This is a genomic window from Gammaproteobacteria bacterium, assembly GCA_019911805.1.
Taxonomy (GTDB): domain Bacteria; phylum Pseudomonadota; class Gammaproteobacteria; order Thiohalobacterales; family Thiohalobacteraceae; genus JAHJQQ01.
Genome location: JAIOJV010000004.1, coordinates 26,244 through 42,786, shown reverse-complemented (window position 1 = coordinate 42,786; position 16,543 = coordinate 26,244). Strand labels below are relative to the sequence as shown.

Here is a 16,543-nt window from a genome sequence, read left to right as displayed (position 1 = left end):
GCCAAATGCAACGGGAGAATGGATTGGTAACGCCACTGAGAAAAAAGACCCTCGAAGGTACGGTTTACACGCGAGATGCGAATATCGAGATCAGACTCGCCGAATTTGAGGGTTTGACACAGGATGAACTGGTCGCGCGATGCAGCATCCAAAAGCGTGACGACCCTAGTTATGTTCCGAGCGAATGTCTTGTCTATTTCGTACGTGCCAGCCGTTCCGATCATTCGACGGCAAGTTTCGAGCGGTTGTACAAGATTCTGGCGGAACGTGTTCTTCGAGCCCTCCCGCGGGCAGAGAATGCCGATGGCAAGACTGCCTCGCTGACCAAATCTGTCATTCGCGATAACGTGTTTGGCAAATTCGTTGAAATGCTGTCGCTGGATCGCACGGAGTATTCTGAAAAACTTGATTATTTCGAGGTTCGATTTGATGGTGCACTCGCTAGCCTGCGGCGTGACGCTCAGGAACAGGCCTGGCGCGATGAGAATCGATCAGCGTCCCTCGAATATGATGAGGAAACCGGCGAGTTGGCGGAGGAGGTCGAGCGGGCGGCTGGCAGCTTCGACCCATTCAACCAACCTGAAATTGACGGTTCGGATTACCGGTCACGGCTTGACGCATCGATTGACATCCTGCCACCCGAACAAGTGAGGATCATCGAAATGTTGAGAAAGGGTATTCCAATCGATTCGAAAGATGCGGATGCAGTCACCATTGCCAAGGTGCTCGGGAAATCCGAGAAGACGATCAGGACCTATCGCGACAAGGCTTTTGCCGCGCTTCGTGCCGCCATGTCGGGAGATGATCAATGATCCGGGGCGGTGTTAAACCATCACGTGAAGAAGTGTTGGATGCCTTTGCTGTCGAAACTGTTCACGACCGTAAGACGCTTGAACGTTATCTACGGGATTTCCCCCAATTCGCGGCTGAGCTTGCGGACCTGTCGAGGGAACTTTCACGTGTAGTTGAGGGAGGCGAAAGCTCATTGACAGCACATGAAGAAGCGCTGATCGAAGTGGCATGGCAGAATCACGTATCACTAGAGAAGAGGTCAGCAAAGGACCCTCTGGCTGCCCTGTCGGTGCCGCAACTCAGAGAGGTTGCTCATGCATTGGACGTACCCCGACAGGTTATCACAGCCTTCAGAGAGCGACGCGTCAAGCTCGAGTCGGTTCCGAAACCTTTTCTGGCGGCACTTGCGCGTGCACTCAGTTGCTCGGTGGACTTGCTTTTAAGTGGGCTGTCGGCACCTTTGGGACCCACACTTGCACGAAGCTACAAGGCCGACGTCAAGCCGTCCGCTGGAGCGGAAATTACGTTCGAGCAACTGCTGATTGATGCGGGCGTACCAGTGGCGAAACGCACCGAATTGCTGGTCGAGGACGATTAACATGGACGGGGTCGAGCTGGCGCGGCAGATCGCGGCCGACCTGCATCGGCAGATCCTGTCAAACGGACACGACCCTTGGCGTCCTTATGAGTTTGCGGTGGCCGAAGCCCGGCGGCGTGGGTTCGACGTCGAACCGACGGCCGCCGATTCAGCTTTGCTCGACGGCGGACGGGCCACTGTTATCGTCGCAGACGGCCTTATCCTCCACGAAAATATCGGTACGCCGTTCGAACAGGCATTCCTTGTTGCCCACGAAATCGGACATGTCGAACTTGGCGACGACTTTGATGACGAGCCGGCATACGAAATTGATCCGGCTCGAGCGGTCGAAGCCTCGCCGGTCGGAATTGATCGGGTGGTTGACTACGGCCGCCGGCAACGGCGCGAAGTCCAGATGGATCTATTTGCGCGGGAGTTTCTGTTGCCGCGCCACATCGCGCGATCCCTTCATCTGGAGCAGGGGCATACGGCATCAGAAATCGCCGAAAAGCTCGGTGCACCGTTCGACGTGGTTGCTCAGCAGCTTTTTGATGCACTTTTGTTGCCTGAGATCGTCCCCATAGTTGAAAGCGATCCAGTTGAACGCCCCCTCAACCCGCTGCAGTCGAAAGCTGCTATGCATCGGGGTGAAGCCTATCTGTTGGAAGCTGGGCCAGGCACTGGCAAAACGCAGACATTGACGTCCCGCGTCCAAGGTCTGCTCGAAGACGGTATTGATCCACGTCGCATCCTCCTGCTGACTTTTTCCAATAAGGCTGCTGGCGAAATGGCGGAGCGTATCGCACGCAAGCACAGGTCGGCCGCAGCGGCCATGTGGATCGGAACCTTCCACGCATTTGGACTCGATATCATTCGACGCTTCCATACCGAGTTGGGGTTGCCGAAGGATCCTCGAATGATGGATCGGACCGAGGCGGTGGAACTTCTTGAACATGAATTTCCACGCCTTGGTTTGATTCACTACCGAAATCTTTATGATCCGACCCAAATCATTGCGGACATACTCCAGGCAATTTCACGCGCCAAGGATGAAGTTGTCGACCCAACACGCTACGCTGAACTTGTAGGCGATATGGCTCACAGGGCTGTCTCTGCTGAAGATCAGGAGGCCGCTGCACGTGCAGAAGAAGTCGCCCGTGTTTATGCCGCCTATGAATGCTTGAAACGGCAAGCCCATTGCGTCGATTTTGGCGATCTTGTATCGATGCCGGTCCGCCTTTTAGAGGAAAATGCGGAAATTAGGGCCCATCTGCAAGGGCAGTATGACCATGTACTGGTTGATGAATATCAGGACGTCAATCGCAGCAGTGTTCGCCTATTGAAAGCTCTGCGTGGAGATGGCCGGAATCTCTGGGCGGTTGGTGACGCTAAACAATCGATTTACCGCTTTCGCGGAGCCTCGTCGTTTAACATGGCCCGCTTCGGCGAGGAGGATTTTGGTAGCGGTAAGCGGGGACGTCTGAAGCGGAATTACCGTTCTGTTGAGGAAGTGGTGCAGACGTTCTCAAATTTTGCGACAGGCATGAAAGTCGGCGATGAGGATAGTAGCCTGGAGTCAGAACGAGGGCCGAGCCGGCGCTTTCCGGAGTTCTGCACAGTTGATCAGTCGCCGCAGCAGGCAGTTGCACTCGCTGACGCCATCGAAGATATGCGCCGTGGCGGCTACGCCTATCGAGATCAAGCTGTCCTTTGCACCGGTAATGAGAAGCTTTCTGAACTCGGGCAGGATCTTGAACGGTTGGGCGTCCCGGTCCTTTTTCTGGGTAGCCTGTTTGAGCGCCCGGAAGTCAAGGATCTTCTTTCTTTGCTGATGATCCTCAGTGATCGCCGCGCAATGGGCCTTGTTCGTGCCGCATGTATGCAGGAATTCGCAATGCCGATTGAGGACGTAGCCGCAGTCTTCGAATATTTGCGTGCAAACGAAGGCGAACCGGCGGCGTGGCTACAGGATGTTGTCGCCATTTCAGGCTTGACTGAGGCAGGTCACCGCGCTTTGAGGGCACTGGCGTTGGCGATGCAAGGCTTCGATAGCGGTTCAGCGCCCTGGACGGTACTCGCCACGCTTCTGCTTGACCGTACGCATATGGCCGCGCGCATTTGCGCGTCGAACGACATCGCAGAACGCACGCGCGGCATAGCGATCTGGCAGTTAATGAACTTCCTGCGGGTCCAGCCAAGCGGTCAGGGACTCCCCATCGTCCGGCTGCTCGATCGAGTGCGGCGGCTTGTGCGGCTCGGCGACGACCGCGACCTGCGGCAATTGCCAGCCTCCGCCCAAGGGATCGATGCGGTGCGCCTTATGACCATCCATGGCGCGAAAGGGCTTGAGTTTCATGTTGTCCACTTGCCCGGACTCAATGCGGACACAATCCCACGGACGCCGCCGGCGCCGTCATGTCCGCCGCCGGATGGCATGGTGGAAGGGGCCGAAGGTTCTGCGCTGGATGCATTCCGAACGGGCCAAGCCGAGGAGCAAGAATGCCTCTTCTATGTGGCGCTGTCGCGTGCGCGTGACCGGCTTTTTCTCTATGCGCCCACTCAGAAATCGAATGGCCATAAACGGTCCCTGTCGGCATTTTTGGATCGGCTTGGCCCGAAGGTGGTACGGCAGGCGATCAATCCGGAGAGGACCCTACCGCTCGCACCCGAGATGGCCGACATCGCGCTTGCGACGGACGGCGGGCTCCGTTTCACTGGACCACAACTGGCTCTATATGAGCGATGTCCGAGGCGCTTCTTTTACACGCATATCTTGCAGGTCGGCGGCCGGCGGACAGCGACGCCATTCATGCAGATGCATGAAGCGGTTCGCATGATTTTTCAGGCAGTGATCGCTGACGCTAACGCGATCTCCGGAGATGAGGATATGGAAAGGCACCTTGTAGAGGCCTTCGCCGCGCATGGTCTCGCCGACCACGGTTATGTCCGCGAGTACAGAGCGTTCGCTATCTCCATGATTCGCTACTTTCTCACTGCACGGGAAGGGCACACACCGGAAACCCCGACCGCACTCAGCCTCACTTTCGGGACCGAAGAGATCATCGTACGCCCGGATGACGTCCTTGTGCGGCCTGACGGGAGCCGGACGGTGCGTCGGGTGCAGACTGGGCATTTTCGTAGCACCGAAGCCGACGATGTAGGAGCTGCTGCCTTTCTACTGGCGGCTCGCCAGACCTTCCCCGATGCAGTGGTAGAACTTATCCACCTGTCGGACCAGACCGCGCGGCCGCTCGACCTGTCGGCCAAGAAGCTTCAAACCCGACAAAACAAGCTCTCAGGCTTTCTGGCGGACATCCGTGGTGGACGCTTTCCCGCCAAGGCGTCGTCGCGCACATGCCCGGGATGCCCCGCCTTCTTTGTTTGCGGCCCGACCCCACCCGGTGCCCTCGAAAAAAATTCTGGCTAACCTTACCGGTCGGCCGTAGTTGCATCGATTGGAACCTTAGAAGCCGGGCGCCACCCGGTACAGCATTAAGGAACCAACGATTATGACTACCGAAGATATTCTCGATTACGACGATCTGGGTGTCGCCCTGCGCGAAAACCGAGGGCTGCGTGCGGCGCGGGCTTATCGTATCCGCTTCGCACAGGACGATCTGAGCTTCCGCGATCTCGAGGTTGCCGATCCCGTCCCACTGGGGCGTCAGATTCTCGCCGCCGCTGGTTGCAACCCGCGCGACGGTTTCAGCCTGTTCGCGATCTTGCTGTCTGGAGAGTTCGAGGACGTCCGGCTTGACGAGCCGTTCGATCTTCGTGCACGCGGCGCTGAACGCTTCGTGGCGTTTAAAACCGATCGCGACTACAAGCTAACGCTGGATGATCGCCAGCTCGAATGGGGAAAGCCGGTGATCGGCGGTGCGGCGCTCTATGCCCTGTCGGGTGTAAGCGAAGGCGAGGCCGTTTTCCTTGAGGTGCGAGACGGGGAAGATCGGCTGATTGAGCCGGAGGACCTCGTCGCCCTGAATGAGCCGGGCATCGAACGTTTCATAACGGCGCCGTGGCCCTCCAAGACCTATGAGATCATCGTCAATTCGCGGCCCCGTGTAATCGAGGATCAGCACGTCACGTTCGAGCAGATCGTGCAGCTCGCCTTTCCCGGGGAGCACGACGCCAACGTTGTATTTTCGATGACATATCGCCACGCAGCCTCGAAGCCGCATGCCGGTGAGCTTGGTGCCGGAGGCGCCGTCGACGTCAAGAAGAAGGGGACCGTGTTCAATGTCACGCGAACTGTTCAGTCGTAACGCCGACCTCAAGCGCCTTCGCGAAGAAGGCTATTTCGTGCAGATCGTGGGCGGTTTCCTCGTAATGCGTGAAGTGCCCTACGTGGATGCCAGTCGCAAGGTGCGGATGGGTACACTGATCTCCAGCCTGACCATGGCTGGGGATCAAACCCGTAGGCCGGATACGCATGTGATGCACTTTGATGGCGACTTCCCTTGCCGGTCGGATGGTGGGCCGATCCAGCAGATATCGCACCAGAGCGGAGATTTCGACCTCGGGCATGGTCTCAAGGCTAAGCATACGTTTTCGAGTAAGCCGGAAGGTGGGTATACAGATTATTTCCACAAAATGACAACGTATGCTGCGATTCTGTCGGGCCCGGCCGCAGTGTTGAAGCCGGATGCAACACCGCGCACCTTTCGAACCCCGGAGGCAGAGGAAGACAGCGTTTTCAACTATACGGAAACTGCTTCCGACAGGGTTGGCATCGGTGCTTTGACGGAGCGGCTGAAACCGGAGATTGTGGCGATCATCGGCGGCGGTGGAACGGGGAGCTATATTCTCGACCTCGTAGCTAAGACGCCGGTCCACGAGATCCGGGTGTTCGATGATGATGAATTCCTGCAACACAACGCTTTTCGCATGCCTGGTGCAGCGTCGATCGACGAGTTGCGAGAGGTGCCGAAGAAGGTCGACTATCTGAAGTCCGTCTATTCGCGGATGCACCGCGGAATCGTCGCCCACGCATCGGCGCTTGACGCATCCAACCTCCATTTGCTCGATGGAGTGACGTTTGCCTTTCTCTCAATGGATGCAGGGGAAGAGAAACGCCTGGTGGTCGAGAAACTTGAAGCGATGGGTGCATCGTTTGTCGACGTGGGCATGGGACTGGAACTGGATGACGGATCGCTGGGTGGAATCCTGCGTGTGACCGCAAGCACGCCGGAGAAACGTGATCATGTTCATCAGGGACGAATCTCGTTCGCAGGCGGCGGAGAGAAAGACCTTTATTCGTCTAATATTCAAGTTGCCGATCTTAACGCGCTTAACGCTGCGCTCGCAGTCATCAAATGGAAGAAGCTGCGCGGATTCTATCGGGACCTGGAGGGGGAGCATCACTGCACCTACACTACAGACGGCAATATGCTATTGAACGGTGATACGAAATGATGCGCTATACCTGTCTCGAACACCAGTTTGTACAGCATATTCCAGATACCATCAACCCAGGCGTTCTCTTCATTTCAATGGAGTACGGGACGGCCGCGCATAGTTGCTGTTGCGGGTGCGGGGAAGAAGTGGTGACGCCCTTCACGCCAACAGACTGGCAGATGACTTTCGACGGCGAAACCGTGTCCCTTCACCCATCTATCGGAAATTGGTCGCTTGCTTGTAGATCTCATTACGTGATCAAACGAGGCCGAGTCATCAAAGCAGGTCAGTGGACTGACGAGCAGGTTGAAGCTGAACGCCGCCGTGATCGGGCAGCCAAGGCCCGGTACTACGGCACTGCCGCTTCCCACGACGATGTCACTGATCCAGCGACCCAGCCGTCGGCAGACCCTGTCCCTAGCAGGTTCTGGCAGCGTCTATGGCGTTTGGTTAGGGGGGGATTGGTATAGGAATGGCTCGCTCTCAGCTGAGAACTGCCAGTTCTTCCAGGCCTAAACACCAACGATATGCTAGGGTTCAACGATTGAATAATAGGGATAGATATGAATTTTCGATTTGTTCACACCGCAGACATTCATCTGGACTCCCCACTCCGGTCATTGGCATTGCGGCATTCTGAACTTGCAGAGTTGATTGGAAATGCCACGCGTCAGGCGTTCGTAAACATCATAGATCTTTGTCTGGATGAGCAGGTTGATGCACTTCTGCTGGCAGGCGACCTTTATGATGGTGAACAGACTTCCATGAAGACGGCTCGGTTTTTAGCGGCTCAAGTCCGGAGGCTGCATGACAGCGGTATCCGCGTCTTCATCATACGCGGAAATCACGATGCTCTATCCAAGATCACGCAGGAACTCGTTCTTCCGGATTCGGTGAAGGTGTTTGGCGGGCGCGCCGAGGCGGTCGCGGTTGATCGGGGCAAGAGCGATTTTCCAGTCGTGATACATGGGTTGAGCTTTGCGAAGCCGCACGCGCCGGAAAGTCTGGTCTCCAAGTACAAGCCGCCTGTCGAAGGCGCGGTGAATATCGGCATGATGCACACGAGCCTGGCGGGCTCACCAGGGCACGATCTCTATGCGCCCTGCAGTATCGCCGATCTTCAGGTGACCGGGTTTAGGTACTGGGCGCTCGGTCACATACATAAACGGTCGGTCACAGACGGCGGCTGCACCATCGTGATGCCAGGCAACCCGCAGGGGCGAGACATCAATGAAGCAGGGCCCAAATCCGTCTCACTGGTCACGGTGGCTGATGATGGCTCGATCAGTGTCGAGGAGCGTAACACCAGTATCGCGCAATTCGAGCGCGTATCGGTGGATGCGACCGGTATCGATGATTGGCGCGATCTGGCAACGGCGCTTTCCACGTCGCTCCGGCAGGCGCGAGATGCTGCGTCGGCTGATCATATTGTCACCCGCCTGCATGTTACTGGCAGGACACCGCTCGCATGGCGTATCCGTCGTGATCTCGACCTCCTCAAGGCCGAGGCAGATGATCGTGCCATGGTCATCGGTGGCTGCTGGGTCGAGAAGTTGGAGGCTGATTGTCACGTTTCGAGCCATGCAGATACCCCGGGCGATGATCCGGTTATGGAGTTGCGCCGCATGATTGCGTTGAATGTTGGGCAGTCCGACAGCTTTCGACAGGAGGCTATCGGAATTGCGGAGGAGCTGGCCACGCAATTGCCACCTGAGTGTCGAGCCTTCCTGGGTTCTGACGAGAGCACGTTCCATGAATCGGTGGCTTCTCTGGTTACCGAGGGGGCTGATGACGTCATTGCGCGCCTTCATGCCGGTCCTGGCAGAGGCGAAGTCTGATGCGTATCATTCGGTTGGACCTTACGCGCTACGGCATTTTCACGGACTACTCTGTCTCCTTTGGTGAGCGGAAGGGGGACGGGCCTGATCTGCACATCATCTACGGTCCGAATGAAGCGGGGAAATCGACCACGCTTGCGGCATTTCTCGACCTGTTGTTTGGCATCGAGACCCGGAGTCGGTACGGTTTTATTCATCCCTATTCGACGATGCGAATTGGCGGAGAACTGGAAATCAGTGGCACATCTCGCGAGTTCGTCCGAATAAAGCGAGCGCAAAATAGTCTTCTGGACGGCGGGGACAAGCCGATCTCCGACGGCATTATCCAGGGGGGTCTTGGCGGCATTGACAGAGCGTCCTACACGACGATGTTCTCGCTGGACGATGCATCGCTTGAAGCAGGTGGCGAGAGCATTCTTGAGAGCAAGGGTGATCTCGGCCAGCTCCTGTTTTCTGCGAGCGCCGGGCTCTCGGAACTTAGTCGGAAGCTTGTTGATTTGAGGGCAGAGGCGGATAGCTTCTATAAGTTTCGGGCCCGCGGTGGCGAGTTATCGGAGTTGAAGGCGAGGCTCGCAGATCTGAAAAATGAACGCGAGCGCATTGATACGATCGCGTCCGAATATGTAAGGCTGCTCGAGACGCGTGACCTCACTGCTACGCAATATGATGAAGCAATTGCGGAGCGCGGTCGAATCCAATCCAGATTAGAAGTGCTTCGGCGCCAATTGGGAGTGCTGCCGAGGCTCGTCGCGCTAAGGGGGCTCAGGGAACGCATCAAGCCGCTTGCAGAGATTCCGGATGCGCCGATTGGGTGGGTCGAAGATTTCCCTACGCTACAGAAGGAGGAAATTGAACTCACGACGAGGACGAACGGGATCGAGTCGGAGATCAGGAATATTTCCGCGGAACTTGATGAGATTGTTGTCGATGACCGGGTCTTGGATTTCGCAGAACGGGTCGCTCTACTGGCGGACCTTCGTGCGCGGTACGTGACAGCCGACAAAGATGTTCCGGAACGAAGTCTCGAACAACGCGATGCGGATCTCGCTATTTCGGGAATTCTCGCGCGAATGGAGTGTGATCCGGACACAGACCCGGGCAGCTTACTTCTTGGGGCCTCGACGACAGGCTCCCTTCGTGAGCTGATGGAGGAGCGGTCCGGCATTGAGGCTGGGATGGAGACGGCGGAGGAGGAACTGACAGAAGCGCGACGGCGCCTTGTAGAGGCGCAGACGAAATTGAAGGAAGCGGGTGGCGATACACAATCAGAGAACGCAACTGCCGTCTCGCAGCTGGCCTCTGTTTTGTCGCTGGCCCGGGCTGATGACCACGCTACACGTCACCGCCTCGCTGGACGCTCGCGTCTGGAGCAACTCGACAAGCTGGCTGAGCATATGCATACGCTTAGCCCATGGACGGGTGAGGCAAATGAGTTGCATGACATTTCCGCGCCTTACGCCGACGACATCGAGCGGTGGAAGAGTTCAGTCGCGGAGGCTGATAAGTGCGTCGAACGTCACGAAGACGAGATCGAAAGACTTTTGGCCGATCAGCGTCGGCTGACGGCGGAAATCGCGGCGGCTGGCCAAGTGACCGGTGTCGTAAGTGACCGGGAGGCGGCAAACATACGATCCGCGCGAGAAGATGCTTGGGCCGGCCACAAACGTACACTTGATACGGCGTCAGCCGAGGCTTTCGAAGTGTCCCTCCGGCACGATGACATCGTCACCAACAGTCGGATCGGCAACGCCGCAGAGGTGGCAAATCTCAACCAGGTCAGCAAACTACTCGCCTCGGTGAATGCGGATCTCGGTGCGGCACGCGACGGCCGCAATGCTGCATCCATGGAGCTGGAAGGCATTCAGGGAGAGATTGCTACGGCAATTCGCTCAATGGCACCCGCATTACCGGAGAACTGGAGCTTACCGAAGCTCGAAACGTGGTTGGAGAGGAGGAATACAGCATTGGAGTTGCTCGCTGCCGTGAAAAAGGCAGATCACGACGTACGTGAAGCGGAACAGGATGGAGAAAAGATCCGACGCAAGCTGATCGACGCAGCCAGTGCAGCCAGTATCAATATTGAAGCCGATGCGAGTGCCGACACGCTCATATCCCTCCTGCAAACGGTGAGCGACCGAGAAACAGAACTTAGGGCTCTGCGGTCTGAGGTGACCGAGCGTAAACGGGATGTGGGCGCTCGCGAACGTAGAGTGAAGAGGGCCAAGGACACGGAACAGGCTTGGGACGAAAGCTGGACTAGACTGTGTACGAATTGTTGGCTCGGTGAGGATGGTTCGATCCCGACCGTCCCGGTAATCCGGGAGGTATTGAAGGCGCTGGATGATCTTGGTCCGTTGATCGAAAAGCGGGCCAGCCTGGCTGATCGCATTCAAAAGATGGAATGTGATCAACGACGCTTTTCGACCGACGTTGAGGAGCTGGCGAAGGCGCTCGAAATGGATGTTACGGTACCGCCTCTCGACTTGGCTGTCCAAATTACTAAGGCGGTGGAGAAAGCGAGGGCAGCTGAGGCAGCTCGGGAAGTCGCCTTGAAGCGCCTGAAGGATGCGGAAACACGAAAGCAGAGCATCTCGGAAACAAAGGAGATCCATGATCGTCGCAAGGCGGAGATGATTGACCACTTCAAGGTCGACTCCCTCAGCGAGGTCGATACGAAGTTGCGTGACCTCGAAAGGAGGCACGAGCTTCAGAATCAGGCGACAACTGCGGAGCGCGACATACTGGATGCCCTTGGTGTGGCGTCTATCGATATGGCTGAGGAAGTCATCGACAACCTGGATCGGGATGTGGTTGAGACCGAGATTGCGCAGTTAGAGGGGCGCTTTGAAGATCAAGACAAGCACTCGCACGAGTTGTTCAGTGAGCGCAGTAAAGCATCAGATCGCCTTGAAGCCGTCGGGGGAGACGACGCGGTTGCAAAAATTGATGAAAGGCGCCGGACAACGCTGCTTGAGATTGAGGATGGAGCAGAGCGCTATCTACGCTTGAGGCTGGGTGTTGTGGCAGCAGAGCAGGCGCTGCGTATTTATCGCGATCAGCATCGAAGCTCCATGATGACTCGCGCCTCTGAAGCTTTCAGGACAATCAGCCGCGATGCATACAAGGGACTGACGACTCAGCCTGACAAGGATAGCGAAGTTCTCGTCGTAGTTGGTGCCAATGACAGCTCCAAGATCGCGTCGGAATTGTCGAAAGGGACGCGTTTTCAATTGTATTTGGCACTTCGAGTTGCTGGCTACCGGGAATTCGCTGAGTCGCGGCAGCCTGTTCCTTTCATAGCGGACGATATCATGGAAACCTTCGACGATTTCCGGGCGGAAGAGGCTTTCAAGCTGCTGGCAGAGATGGCGAAAGTGGGACAGGTCATCTACCTCACTCACCACCGACATCTTTGCGACATCGCACGAACTGTTTGTCCCGAGGTTCGGGTACATGAGCTTTCCATCAATTAACAGCAGATTTGAGCCCGCTTCAGAGATTATCTCTAAATATCTGCATTTCGTGCCTGTTCACGCAGTCTTCGCGACTCTATGGTTGGAGGCCGTGGCAGTAGTGGACGGCCTTAGCACAGTCAGCGCTGTCTCCCCCGATGTTTATTGAAGCCACACTGGGGACAGGTCTCGAGCCGGCGGCCCCGGGATTGGAGTGGTAACTGGAAACCACAATCACGGCAGCGATGCCGGTGGTAAAGCCGACAGCCGGGACAAATAGGTTTAGTACAGTCCACGGGCGAGAGGAAGGACGTCCCGCAGTCCTGGCAGGCCCGCTCGTGCCAAGTCTCCATATTGACTAGGCGCGGTACATGCACGACGCGGGTTAGATCGAACAGTGGCTCGCCGATCAGTCGCTCATAGGCTTCATAGGCATCGATCAGGGCGCGTGCTGCGCTGCGTCCGGTTTGTAACAGACGATGCTGCAGTCGCCACACTAGGGTCGCCTGCAACATGCGGCGATCATGCGCGCGGTACCAGGTGTCGGTGAACGGCATCTGTCCCGGCGGCGAAGGTTCGCCGTGCAACTGCCGATACAGGCGGTTGACCGTGGTCTTTTCCAGGCCGGTTAATTGCGCGACCAGTCCCGCCCGGGCACCGAGCTGGATGAGTTGCGCGGATTCCTGGATGCGCGTGGCATAGCCACACAGCTCCACCGTGCAGACCGCGCGGTCAGCCTTGGCGAAAGGACAGAGGCTGGAGAGAAACAACGCTGAATCAGATTCAGGCTTCATGTGCTTGCCCTCCCTCTCACCGCACCGTGATCAGGGTGGCGTGTTCCATGATAGTCGCGATCTCTTCCGCGCGTCCCTCGCGCACGGCGGCGAACAGCCGCGACCACCACCAGGTCTCCTGGCGCGGGATCAACAACGGCAGTTTGATCTGAGTGACCTGCGCCAACTCGTACGGCGTCAGATCGGCCAGCATGTAAGCGAAGTCATCGGCGAGCCCCGTCAGCGTGGCGGCCAACTGCGGATCCCGCCGGGTCAGGTCGCGAGCGTGAATCAGGTACTGCATGTTTATCTGTGAGAAATCGTATGTCATCGTTATATCCCCCCATGAAATTTTTCGTGCGTGGTCAAGTCCTTATCGGCACGATCCGCCAATCTGTTGTTATCCAGCGGGAACTCGGTAGGGATCGTCCTGCAGTGGTCGATGGCCTCGGCCACTACACGCGCCTCGAAATAGACCCTTCGACCCAGCTGCCGCCGCGCCTGACCCAGCGCCACGGCCAGCGGCTGGCGTTTGCGCGCTATGGCCATGCGTACCCCATTCGGGCTGAGGTACATCACCTCGGCTAAGTGCTTGAATGTCAACAACGGCCCGTAGTGCGGGAGCAGGTATTGGTGTGTTGCAGAGAGGGGTTCGGTCACGCCTGTGCTCCCAAGTGCTGATGCGTGGCGCTATGTTAAGTCGCTGTTGCTAAACAAAAAGAAGGAAAGGCGGCGGCAGAAGCGCCGCTTTCGAGGCATTATCGGGAGACGGACTGTGTTAGGGCATGGAAGGGAATGGTGGTGTTGGGCCTGATTCTTGGAGAGTTAAACAACGAAATAACAATGTGTTATATTGTATACATGATGTATATTGTAGAAGTATGTCGTCTGGTGTTGGCATCGCTCGGTCGACTGGTCCTAGCGTCTGATTCATGTGCGGCCGCTTCTACCTCGATACACCCCGCGAACGCCTGCGTGAGCAATTCGCTCTGAAGCAGATGCCACTGCTGGCTGCGCGCTTTAACATCGCCCCCTCGCAGGGCATCGCCGCGATACGCGAAGGCGAGGCGGGAGCTGGTCATGCTGCACTGGGGCCTGATCCCACACTTGGCCAAGGAGGAGAAGACGAAATGCAGCATGATCAACGCACGTGCCGAATCCGTGGCCACCAAGCCTGCCTACCGCACGGCCTTCCGGCAGCGGCGATGCCTCGTGTCTGCCAGCGGTTTTTTTCCAGTGGAAACCGACCGACCGAGGCCGCCAGCTCTATGCGGCGCGGTTAAAGGATACGGATCTCTTCGCCTTCGCTGGCCTGTAGGAACACTGGGAAGGAGATCATCGAGTCCTGCATCATCATCGTCACCGACGCCATCCAGTCAGAAATTGGCGCAAGGCACGTGTGGCGGAAGCTGGGAAGGCCGCTGCGGCGGCATGATGGGTGGCGCCATGCCGCCTGCGCTCGGCCCGGCGCAGTTGCCGGAACCGGATGTCGCCGGGGCGCAGCTCCTCACGCAATACTGTACCCAGTGTCACGGCCTGCCCAACCCGAAGCAGCACAGCGCATCCGGCTGGCCGGCGACCGTGGCGCGCATGAACATGCGCATGCAATGGATGAGCAAAAGCAACAGCCCGATGAACATCAAGGCGCCGACCGGCGATGAGCTGCGTACGCTCACAGCCTATCTGGAGAAGCACGCGGCGGACCCGCAGGCCACGACGGCTCCGGTTGGGCAGCAAGGGCCGAGCCCGGTCCCGGCCGGAAAATTAGCCGTCGAAATTCTCCGTGAACGCTACGCGCGCGGCGAGATCGATCGTGAGGAGTTCCTGCAGCGGCTTGAGGATTTGAATGGGCGTTAAAATTCGTTGAGAGACCAACGGTCCGTGTGGAACTTCCTCGGTCGCGATAGGTCTCTTTAGGGTTAATGCCTGAGCAGGGCCATTATAACTGGTTGCGTAACAAGGATAATTTGAATAAACTCGCCGCCATGCATAAGATCGTTGCCAAAGCACTGATATTTTTCATCCTGTTCGCCAACCTCGCCTGGGCCGCGGACATGGATGAGATCGGCATTGCGCATGATGCTGCAAAGATATCCATATCCTCGATCGATGGGCCGGGCGGTCCGTCTGATGACGGTGGTCTCGGTCATGATGGCGTGAAGAACGGCACCTGTGATCACTGCTGCCACGGCAGTGCGCATTACGTCGGCTTTCCCCCTGGGGCTGTTACTGCATTCCAGTACTGTGCCTCCGCCACGCACACCTTGTGGCTGACCGCGCACTACTCCCGCGACACAGAACCACCTCTTCCACCTCCCAATATCTGAGTCTGCCTCGACCTGGTAATACCGCGCGCTGCGTAGGCGTAGTGGCGTGGCCTTGATCTGTCGTATGGAGACTTGGAATTCATGGTTACATTGCGAATGCAGTGGCCGGTACTGCTCCGGCTACTGAGCACCCTCCTGTTATTTGCCGCCGTCGGCGCCGCCACGGCGCAAGACAATCCCATTACCAAACCAGCCACTCCGGCGCTGCGGCAGCTGATTGGCGAGACCCTGGACCAGAATCCCGGTGTACAGGCCGCGCGCGCCGCGGTGGAGGCCGCCGAGGCCCGGGTCCGGGGTGCTGACCAGCCGCTCTACAACCCAGAGCTGGGACTGGATGCCGAACAGGCCGAGACCCGTACCGGCACCCTGGGCCTGAGCCAGGCCATCGATTGGGCGGACAAGCGTGGTGCGCGTACCGAGGTGGCCGGCGCCGAGCTCGACCGGGTGCGGGCCGAGTATGCGGCGGTGCGTCAGCAGCTGGCCGGGGAACTGCTCGGGGCATTGGGCCGCTATCACACCGCCGCTGATCTTCAGGACTTGGCGCAGCAACGCCTGGAGCTGATGCAACGCTTTCTCGATCTGGCGGAAAAACGCCGCCAGGCCGGTGATCTGAACCAGGTCGAACTGGACCTGGCGCGGCTCGCGCACACGCAGGCCACACTCCAACTCTCCCAAACGGCCTCGGATCTGGCCGAGGCCGAACAGGGCCTGGCTGCCATCACCGGCGAGCCGCGTCGAGAGTGGCCGCTGTTGCCGGCTGATTTGCCCGCACTGCAAACGGTCGACGCGGATGCGTTGCTCAGGAATCTGCCGGCATTGCGCGTCGAGCAGGGCCGTGTCAGCGCCGCTCGGTCCACCGTCACCTTACGCAACCGTGAGCGCCGGGCTGATCCGACAATCGGCGTGCGCGCCGGGCAGGAACGCACGTTTCGTAACGGTAACGACGATGACTACGGGGCCGTCGGCCTGACCCTGAGTATTCCCTTGTACGTGCGTAACAGCTTTCGCGCCGAGGTGCAGGCCGCCGGGGCCGAGCTGACCCAGGCCGAACAGTCCCTACAGGATAACTATCGCCGTGCACGGGCACAGCTGCTGTCCGCCGCCGACCGCTATCGCCTGAGCCGCGGCGCCTGGCAGGCGTGGCTGCAGACCGGCCAGGCCAGCCTCGGCAGTCAGGTGGAACTGCTCGAACGCATCTGGCGGGCCGGCGAGATGAGTACCGCCGATTACCTGGTGCAGCTCAATCAAACCCTCGACACCCGCAGCGATGCCCTGGACGTCCAGGGTCGCTTGTGGACGGCCTGGGCCGACTGGCTGGTGGCCAGCGGGCAGGCCGACACCTGGCTCGGTCAGTCTGATGCGCGTTGACCCTGGTGCTTACCAAACA

14 protein-coding genes are annotated in these 16,543 nt (G+C 58.1%); 11 read left to right on the top strand and 3 right to left on the bottom strand.

Translation table 11 applies throughout. The annotated features are described in order from the left end of the window. Positions 1-5 precede the first annotated feature (5 nt). The 8 genes from K8I04_00265 (at position 6) to K8I04_00230 (ending at position 12,077) form a co-directional block, all read left to right on the top strand. Positions 6-812, top strand: a complete 807-nt coding sequence (locus K8I04_00265; protein MBZ0070154.1) for a DNA-binding response regulator — start codon at positions 6-8, stop codon at positions 810-812. Next, entirely contained in the window at positions 809-1,390 is a 582-nt protein-coding gene (locus tag K8I04_00260) for a hypothetical protein (protein MBZ0070153.1), read from the top strand. The genes K8I04_00265 and K8I04_00260 overlap by 4 nt, the downstream gene beginning before the upstream one ends. Position 1,391: 1 nt before the next feature. After that, positions 1,392-4,796, top strand: coding sequence for a UvrD-helicase domain-containing protein (locus K8I04_00255; GenBank protein MBZ0070152.1), 3,405 nt, complete (start codon positions 1,392-1,394; stop codon positions 4,794-4,796). A gap of 82 nt (positions 4,797-4,878) precedes the next feature. Next, positions 4,879-5,634 carry a multiubiquitin domain-containing protein gene (locus K8I04_00250; GenBank protein ID MBZ0070151.1) on the top strand — a complete coding sequence of 252 codons (756 nt, stop codon included), beginning with the start codon at positions 4,879-4,881 and terminating at the stop codon, positions 5,632-5,634. Further along, entirely contained in the window at positions 5,609-6,784 is a 1,176-nt protein-coding gene (locus K8I04_00245) for a ThiF family adenylyltransferase (GenBank protein MBZ0070150.1), read from the top strand. Before K8I04_00250 ends, K8I04_00245 begins: the two co-directional genes overlap by 26 nt. Then, positions 6,781-7,236 (top strand): hypothetical protein, encoded by a 456-nt coding sequence (locus K8I04_00240; GenBank protein ID MBZ0070149.1) that lies wholly within the window; start codon positions 6,781-6,783, stop codon positions 7,234-7,236. Before K8I04_00245 ends, K8I04_00240 begins: the two co-directional genes overlap by 4 nt. Positions 7,237-7,329: 93 nt before the next feature. Then, the gene (locus K8I04_00235) at positions 7,330-8,604 is read left to right on the top strand and encodes a DNA repair exonuclease (GenBank protein MBZ0070148.1); all 1,275 of its coding nucleotides are present in this window, start codon (positions 7,330-7,332) and stop codon (positions 8,602-8,604) included. Next, entirely contained in the window at positions 8,604-12,077 is a 3,474-nt protein-coding gene (locus K8I04_00230; protein MBZ0070147.1) for an AAA family ATPase, read from the top strand. The genes K8I04_00235 and K8I04_00230 overlap by 1 nt, the downstream gene beginning before the upstream one ends. A gap of 119 nt (positions 12,078-12,196) precedes the next feature. On the opposite strand, the gene K8I04_00225 is transcribed toward K8I04_00230, so the two are convergent. Genes K8I04_00225 through K8I04_00215 form a run of 3 tightly spaced genes read right to left on the bottom strand, consistent with a single transcriptional unit; the run spans position 12,197 to position 13,489 of the window. Continuing rightward, positions 12,197-12,850: a flagellar transcriptional regulator FlhC gene (locus K8I04_00225; GenBank protein MBZ0070146.1), complete on the bottom strand. Its 654-nt coding sequence runs from the start codon at positions 12,848-12,850 to the stop codon at positions 12,197-12,199. 16 nt (positions 12,851-12,866) lie between these two features. Continuing rightward, complete coding sequence (locus tag K8I04_00220; GenBank protein MBZ0070145.1) at positions 12,867-13,133, bottom strand: hypothetical protein; 267 nt, start codon at positions 13,131-13,133, stop codon at positions 12,867-12,869. A 29-nt stretch (positions 13,134-13,162) separates the two neighbouring features. Further along, positions 13,163-13,489 (bottom strand): hypothetical protein, encoded by a 327-nt coding sequence (locus tag K8I04_00215; protein ID MBZ0070144.1) that lies wholly within the window; start codon positions 13,487-13,489, stop codon positions 13,163-13,165. A gap of 420 nt (positions 13,490-13,909) precedes the next feature. On the opposite strand from K8I04_00215, the gene K8I04_00210 reads away from it, so the two are divergent. The 3 genes from K8I04_00210 to K8I04_00200 all read left to right on the top strand — a co-directional run bounded on the left by K8I04_00210 (position 13,910) and on the right by K8I04_00200 (position 16,524). Continuing rightward, positions 13,910-14,686: an SOS response-associated peptidase family protein gene (locus K8I04_00210; GenBank protein ID MBZ0070143.1), complete on the top strand. Its 777-nt coding sequence runs from the start codon at positions 13,910-13,912 to the stop codon at positions 14,684-14,686. 65 nt (positions 14,687-14,751) lie between these two features. Next, a complete protein-coding gene (locus tag K8I04_00205; protein MBZ0070142.1) occupies positions 14,752-15,156 on the top strand; it encodes a hypothetical protein in 405 nt (134 codons plus the stop codon). 81 nt (positions 15,157-15,237) lie between these two features. Further along, on the top strand, positions 15,238-16,524 hold the full coding sequence (locus tag K8I04_00200; GenBank protein MBZ0070141.1) for a TolC family protein: 1,287 nt from the start codon (positions 15,238-15,240) through the stop codon (positions 16,522-16,524). Positions 16,525-16,543: the final 19 nt, after the last annotated feature.